Annotated in this window: 10 protein-coding genes and 1 pseudogene; 1 reads left to right on the forward strand and 10 read right to left on the reverse strand. The window is 37.4% G+C overall.

Annotation, left to right across the window (positions count from 1 at the left end):
* Positions 1 to 38: 38 nt before the first annotated feature.
* A pseudogene (locus H6G79_RS22845) lies at positions 39 to 179 on the forward strand (tyrosine-type recombinase/integrase); the annotation flags it as partial.
* Positions 180 to 228: 49 nt separating this feature from the next.
* Here H6G79_RS22845 and H6G79_RS22850 read toward each other — a convergent pair.
* The 10 genes from H6G79_RS22850 to H6G79_RS22895 all read right to left on the reverse strand — a co-directional run bounded on the left by H6G79_RS22850 (position 229) and on the right by H6G79_RS22895 (position 6905).
* A complete protein-coding gene (locus tag H6G79_RS22850) occupies positions 229 to 1209 on the reverse strand; it encodes an SLOG family protein (RefSeq protein WP_190592003.1) in 981 nt (326 codons plus the stop codon).
* Positions 1199 to 1420 (reverse strand): hypothetical protein, encoded by a 222-nt coding sequence (locus H6G79_RS22855; protein ID WP_190592002.1) that lies wholly within the window; start codon positions 1418 to 1420, stop codon positions 1199 to 1201. Before H6G79_RS22855 ends, H6G79_RS22850 begins: the two co-directional genes overlap by 11 nt.
* A gap of 48 nt (positions 1421 to 1468) precedes the next feature.
* The gene (locus H6G79_RS22860; RefSeq protein ID WP_190592001.1) at positions 1469 to 1843 is read right to left on the reverse strand and encodes a hypothetical protein; all 375 of its coding nucleotides are present in this window, start codon (positions 1841 to 1843) and stop codon (positions 1469 to 1471) included.
* 183 nt (positions 1844 to 2026) lie between these two features.
* Entirely contained in the window at positions 2027 to 2476 is a 450-nt protein-coding gene (locus tag H6G79_RS22865) for a hypothetical protein (protein WP_190592000.1), read from the reverse strand.
* A gap of 428 nt (positions 2477 to 2904) precedes the next feature.
* Entirely contained in the window at positions 2905 to 3507 is a 603-nt protein-coding gene (locus H6G79_RS22870; RefSeq protein WP_190591999.1) for a siphovirus Gp157 family protein, read from the reverse strand.
* A 398-nt stretch (positions 3508 to 3905) separates the two neighbouring features.
* Positions 3906 to 4205 carry an HNH endonuclease gene (locus H6G79_RS22875; protein WP_071524687.1) on the reverse strand — a complete coding sequence of 100 codons (300 nt, stop codon included), beginning with the start codon at positions 4203 to 4205 and terminating at the stop codon, positions 3906 to 3908.
* Between the two features lie 322 nt (positions 4206 to 4527).
* A complete protein-coding gene (locus H6G79_RS22880; RefSeq protein ID WP_190591998.1) occupies positions 4528 to 5067 on the reverse strand; it encodes a hypothetical protein in 540 nt (179 codons plus the stop codon).
* Positions 5064 to 5627 (reverse strand): GNAT family N-acetyltransferase, encoded by a 564-nt coding sequence (locus tag H6G79_RS22885; RefSeq protein ID WP_190591997.1) that lies wholly within the window; start codon positions 5625 to 5627, stop codon positions 5064 to 5066. The genes H6G79_RS22880 and H6G79_RS22885 overlap by 4 nt, the downstream gene beginning before the upstream one ends.
* Before the next feature lie 54 nt (positions 5628 to 5681).
* Positions 5682 to 6173, reverse strand: coding sequence for a hypothetical protein (locus tag H6G79_RS22890; RefSeq protein WP_190591996.1), 492 nt, complete (start codon positions 6171 to 6173; stop codon positions 5682 to 5684).
* Between the two features lie 261 nt (positions 6174 to 6434).
* Positions 6435 to 6905 (reverse strand): hypothetical protein, encoded by a 471-nt coding sequence (locus H6G79_RS22895; RefSeq protein WP_242048518.1) that lies wholly within the window; start codon positions 6903 to 6905, stop codon positions 6435 to 6437.
* Positions 6906 to 7162: the final 257 nt, after the last annotated feature.

Consider the following 7162-nt stretch of genomic DNA (forward strand, 5'->3'; position numbering starts at 1 on the left):
ATTTTTCCGTATAACCAACCTTCACTGAAGGATTATGCTTTGCTACCCGTTTATTACAAAACGGCTACGACATCCGCACAGTGGAGGAATTACTCGGACACAAGGATGTAAAAACTACGATGATTTATACCCATGTTCTGAATCGGGGCGGTAAGGCTGTGTGTAGTCCCCTTGATTAGAACTACTGGCCTATACCTTAACCAGCAGTCTTATTGACTGCTGTTTAATTTACCAATTTCCCAACTTTTGATAAGTGTTTGTAACCCAGTTATAAATTATGACTCTGCGGTTTAATTTTGCTGCATCAGCGATACAATTAGCTGTTCCTCCCGCTTGCCCATCCCAGATAGCAATCATCATATCGTGGGCATTTTTTATTTGATTAATTATCCATCGATTACGAGCATTTAAACATTTGATTCCTCCAGCTTCTTGATAAGGTAAGTTAGAGACAAATTTGATAGCGTTGCATTGGGATAACAGCCAATAATACTTCTGCTTATCGAGATTATTCCATTTGGCATCTTGGTTGATGCAGTGTACGGCAGCAGTGAGGTTTATCTCAATAGGGTACTTATCTTTTAAGCCTAAGATTATCTCTACTGCTGCGGTATCAACTCCCAATGCCATGCCTGAATAGAACTGGATGCGTTTGTAACCCCACTCAAGGGCGCGATCGCAAGCACGAACAATCATAGCTTCAAGTCGGTTACGCACCTGCTTCCATCCCTCCTCATCAAATTTTTTGTGGCTGTTTCCTGTAAATGCCACTTTTAGAGTTGGTTTATCTTCTATGAGGCAATCAACAAACTCCTGGGGCAGCCAGATATTAGGAGGAAGATTAAAATTGCTAATCAGGGAAGCTATCTCTAGGTCGGTGTACCCTGCAAGGTTGCATCCAATCCTAGTTGTTAGGAATTCTAGTTCAGGATGAGTATTTGCATATTCGACTAGTTTCTCAATTTGGGATTTGATTTGGGGAAGGGGAATTGACCGGATACCCTTATTTAGGTCTTTGGTTGCGATCGCCCAGGATTGTCCTTGTCGTCCTTGGGGATTACCGTATTCTGCATTGCAGTACTGTCGCGCAAATAAAGCACTTCCAGCACCATGTCTTCCTTCTGTGTTGCTGCCAAATACAAAAATCTGGTTTTCTGCTAGTTTGATAACTCTATCAGGAATAATTTTGTAGGGATGATTATTTGACATTTGGTTCTTTTAGCCAAAAGAAAAGATTGGGATATCTGTGGTTAAATTTTTTTACTTCTGCTTGAGCAGCAGTTAGGTTATCCCATAATTCCATCTCTCCATAATCACCTCTTATTATTGCTTCTTGTCTAGAATTTGGATGATTGAAAATTAGGGGTGTTGCGTCTTTACTAGAATTTTTTCTTCGCCAACAAATACAATACTTATCCATTTTATATAAACTGATAATAAAATTAATTACTACCAGTTTATATTTTTATTATGCTGACTCTTTAATCTGGTTTAGAGCTATTAACATTTCTTCTCGATTGAGATGTCGTTTCTTGCCTGTTTTAGATACTTGGATAGCGTAACTCCATTTTATTCCAGCTTGTGAGCATCTTTTCCTTAACTGTTGAACAGTGATATGTTTGTTTGTAGATCCTTGATTTTTGTTGGATATCCGAAGTTTGGATTTATCAGTTAAGTTTTCGATTTTACTTACAGTGGGTTTTATGGATATGGATGTAGTACAGTTGCAGTGCTTTTCAAAAGCGATAGATATCTCTAGCAAGAATTGGAAAATGAAGAGAGTAGAAAATCCGTAAATAAGAATATAGAGAAGCCCTGTTAGCATATACTGTGCAAATTCCATTGTTTTAACTCCTATTGATATAACTAGTAACTGGTTATTTAATGAAGCGGTATGCCAGCTTTCTATTTATATCAAAGCGTTAGCTTGTGTAAATTTACTCTGAAGTAAAGATCCGAGAATAAATCAATGGTGTAACAGTGATGAAATATCTTGGGCTTGGTTTGCTTAGATAAAGATGTCACTCTACATATATCTAACAACTGTTCTGATATTATCAACTAACTGTAGTATCATTCCCAAAATAGCTTTCCAGCCAAGCATTATTCCCCAAAATCCGCTAACAAATAGACCAAATACTGATTTTAGGAAGATAAGTCCCCTGTAATTTATCTCGACATTTGATTCGGCTCTGGCATAGATAAAACCATCCCCAATTTGATTTTTCAAATTCCTCATTTTTTGTTCTTCTTCTCTAATCCTTCTTTCTTCTTGCACCTTCCATCCCCAAGGGACAAATCCCAAAATAATCGAAATGGGAAGGTAGAATGGCCAGTTATATATGTAGCCCAAGGAAGCATAGATGATGAACAAGGTTAGCCCCAAACCAGTACGCCAAACCAAACACCAAATAATAAACAAACTGTTGATAATAGCGTTACGGATAACTATACTTCGATTTTGATGATATGACATTTGAAGATGTCTCCCGATAGCTAATATTTAATTTTTATTTATGGTGATTGCATACCTTAAGATTAAACTTAAGGCTAGTTTGAATTATCATCTTGATAGTTGGAAATTAGAAATACATAATCAATTTCAATTACTTATTGAACCACACCAAATAAGGTTAAATCTACCAACCTATCATAACAATGTTTGTACTTAGCCCGGTATAGTTACTGTTGCTAAAATTGATATTTACTGTTTTACCGATATTATATCTTCAATGATTTTAAATCTAAGCAAAGTTTTGATGATTTTTTTAATAAATTTAAAATTGAGGTATAGTTTTAAAAAAAATAAAAATGATTAAGATTTGACTCTTAACCATTTGATGATATATTTGTAAAATGATGGGATATACCTATGTTTGATTTACATGGTTGAGGCGTATGCCATTAGTTGTGGTTTTTCTTGTTGCGCCCCTTAGTAGCTGATTGCACCTTAAACCGTACCTGTTTCCCAATAGTTATCTCAGCAACATCGCTAATATCTTTACCAGATTTATAGGCTTCAAGAATTGCCTTATTATTAGCTTGGTACTTAATAACTCTAAATTCATCAGGAAAATCTTGATCGTCTACCTCTACTAGTAAGTTAGCGACTTTGGGTGGATTATCCCTGATTTCAATTACCCTTTCTTTACCAATATTTTTGTCACTGATTAATCCAATCTCGTGTAGATGGATCAGGGTACGCTTGATTTGTTCAAGTTGAGTTTTACGACGTAAGATTACCTGGTCGTGGAGTTCGGCTACTCGCACTTTTCTTTCTTCCCAGGTTTCAAGGTCAAGATTTAACTGGTCAACTACCCAGGCGATCGCATCAATTTTGGTTTCGATACCATCTTGAACACCCATAAGTTCTTGTACGAGTTGTTCTACTTTACCTTCTTCGCCTAACTCGCTTGCTTCTTCTATCTGTGACCAGAGTTTAGCAGCATCTAAGCTTAACTCTTTGAGCGTGAGTTGATTGATTTCGCGTTCAATTGCTTGAGACATGATTTACTTTTTGATATGAAAAGCCAGTAGCAGTTACCTATTTACCTGCTACTGCTTGTTGACTAGGAAGAGTTGATGCTTGAAGGGAGATTGAATCTAGTACCCGTACCGCAAGTGATAGTAATCTGACTTTTCTTGTGCTAATTCCGCTTCGTAGTCATAGTAATCCGCCTCGCTTAGTAAAGTGCTTATTTGTTGAATTGTCTGGGCAGAGGTTACTAATTTTTTGTTAGCTTTTAGATAAGAATTAGTAGTAGTTTTCATGTCTATACAACTTCAATTGTTCAATGAAGTTATTGCGTCAGCAAATGTTGTAATATTGACTTAGAAAGATAATATTTATTTCTTACCTTTCTCATAACTATCTACTATTGATTTGTCTTTAACCACTGGCTTTTCTACCACAAAGATAGTTGTCCTGGTGATATGTTTCCCCGTCGTCGCGTATGGAACAGCAGATGACAAGCTGTGCATAAAGCCGCGAGATTCTCGACTCGATTATCTTCTGGCAGATAATTCCAGTGGTGAACCACTAAAGTTTTAATACTGCGTTCTCTACGATTTAAGCCATCTCTTTTATCAGTTGGGCGTAAGCATTGTATACCACAGCGCGTGCATTTCCAGTCGGATTTTGATTTGACCTCAAGTGCGATAGTATCCCAGTTTGAAGAATAGCGACTGCGGGTTTTGCTAGTCATTAATCAGTCCTTTTGGGTTACACAAAAATAATTTTGATTATATCGTTAATGTTTATCATAATATACTTAATTTTTTTTATATTCAGTTTGGTTTATAAATTTATTTGCGTAGTTAAGTAACTCTTAACTTTTAAAAAAGGATATATATGTACTGATTATTGTAATTGAATAACGCAGGTTACGCCAAACATAAAATATAAATCTTTGATATTGGTATGGATTTCTAGCGGAGTAAGCTAATGATTGACGCAGAGGATCTACTACTCTTGCGGTTGCCCCTTTGATGAATTTGATGCAATATTATTGTTCTTATATTAAGTATTTAAGCAGAAAGTTTTTCGGAAAAATTTACCTGCGACATAACTTGTGCGCGTATTGAATTAGCAGCTGTCTCGGCAATTTCTGCTCTATCAGAATCAGTAAGAAGTACTGCAAGTAGCGATTTGAGAGCTTCGCGGTTAGATATAAACTCTTCACTGTATAAATCATCTTGCAGTAGGGTGGCTTCTAAGTGAGGTAATAGCTCAGGCGCAGGAGATAGTAACCGCTCTTTAATGCGTGTTCTTGCAGTCTCTGTTGCCGCTTTTGTACCTACACCTAAATCCCATGTTTCAATTATTAGCCTGATTTCACGGTTAAGTGATACACGCAGCGTTGATAGGCGACCAAATAAAGGAAGGTTAAGCATTAAAGGTGGTAGTGCATTACCCCAATCCAAACCAGCACCAATAGTGCAATTGGCTTCATCTTCGATACGAACAGCCTCATCGAGCCATCCTTCACCAAAAAGTAAATCTATAGCTTCTTGGGTTGTTACTGGCTCATTCACCTGAAAATTATTATTTTGCTGTTGATGATTCATAAATTTTCACCTGCTCTCCGTCTCAATACACCATACTCAAAGTAAACCAAATTATCGTATTCTTCTTCAGGCCCGCAGTTAAACATATTTTGTTTTTCATAAAATCCTACAGACCTTGGTAAAGAATGCAACCCAACTCTACCTTCATACCCAAGCTCAACACTTCTAATTCTGGCGAAATTTAAAAGTGCTTGACCAACACCTTTGAATTGAGGCGGACGCTGAATTTCAATTCGGTTAGTGGGGGCAGTTGCAATACCATCAACATAAACTAGTCTCTTACCAATATTCAACCGGGAACCGTGCATTTGTGTTTCTATTATCATTAATCCTTGAGTTGTGTTTTCGCACTCAACTGCATAACCTTCAAGATTTGCTTGATTAGCAATATATCTTAATTTAAATATCCAGTCCCAGTATTTATCTTCTTGAATAAATAGCCTTAATTTTTCGACCCAATCATTGACATAATCATCAACGTGTCTTTGTCCTAAATCTACCAAATATGCTTCAACAGATGTGTTATCGCTACCTCTTTTTAATTCGATTTTTCGCTGCACCTAAAGCTCCTAGTTATTAACTTATTCTTAAAGCTTATAACGGCTATTTTACTACTAAATAAAAGAGTAAAAGTAACTGCGTATATCAGTGGCTTTATGCCAACCAGCTAGCACAGCATCATCTGAAATTTCTCCAATAACTACCAAACTATTTTCTTTATCTACATAGTAAGGTAAAGGTTCAGCACTCAACCAACCATAAGCAATGGCTTCTTGGTCTCGCTCAAAAATTGAAACTTCTAAACTTTGCTCATATCTTGAGTAGTAGTAAGGTAAATAGCAAGCTGGATATTCTCTTAAAGATTCGCGATTAACTGTGTATGATTGCCAACGTAGTCGCTCACCCTTAATTTCTTTTGGATTAGCTTCTAGCCAATCATAAAGTTTTTTAGCTTGCCGCAATGCGTGGTCTTTGCCTTCAAAAACAACGCTGGGAAGAAAAATATCGCCGTCAAAATGTACCGCAACCTCAAATAAATCTTCATCCTCATCTTCGGCTTCTGCTTCTGTTACCTCAATGATTCCAGCCTTATATAGTTCGGTCATTTCCCTGCATTGCTTTGTCAGATATACCTCTACATTATTAAAATTTTAGCTTTCAGTTACAAAATAATCAGAACGCTCTGTTGGTTCTAATCCCTTATCTGGAGGGAAGTTTTGTTTGTGTAGACGAGCCAGCACTGTAGTGTTAGCGCAGATCGGCATTATCTCCAGGAGGAACTAAAGCCCTATTCTTCTTCTTACCCGCGATCGCATTAACACAGCGAATCAGTGTAAATTCAGAAATTCTTAAAATTAATAAAAATTCTAACTTGCCGGATGATATAACCCCGTATCCTGATTAAATTCCCATCCTAACCCTGCTCTATCCTTGCCTTTGCACCATCCCACAAAAAGCGGTGGTGGCAGATTAATTCGCTGTTCGCGTATAGTTTCTACACTTACACCAAGTCTTGAAGCTAAACCTTCTTCCGTTAGCGGTTGGATTCGAGGAGTTTGCCCTTGATAATATGAATTATTATTGTACGATTTCTTCTGCCGTTTCGGTTGGTTGTTGAGATAATTTTGAATTTTAATAATCGCCTCAGCAAATTGTTTCATTTGGGCTGTTATCTCTTCAGTTTTTTGTTCTAAAGAGTCCAAACGTTTATCTTCATTGCCAGCAATTGTATCAAGGTCATCTAGAGAACCATCTAGGTATAGCTCAATAAAACGGGTGAGCGTTGCTGTTGCTGTCGTGCCTTTCGAGTTGCAACGGGCGATAAACTGCTCCCACATCTTTTGGTCACAGTTGAAAGATGCTAGCTTCTTTGTTCTCCCTGTATTGCTCATATCTAGGTAATGTCTAGGTAATATCTAGGTAAACTAGTCCGCGGACAGGAACAACTGAGCGTGTTTCCATCTTGATAACTACCTTGACACTATCATGGTGCGATTCGTTTAATCTAAAGAAGGCTGAAAAGCCTACGGGACGGTTAGCCTAGCTTATCTATTGCTAGGACAACTGATTACACATCTAGGTGCGGGGTTCCTCC

Source organism: Anabaena sp. FACHB-83 (assembly GCF_014697485.1).
Taxonomy (GTDB): Bacteria; Cyanobacteriota; Cyanobacteriia; order Cyanobacteriales; family Nostocaceae; genus Nostoc_B.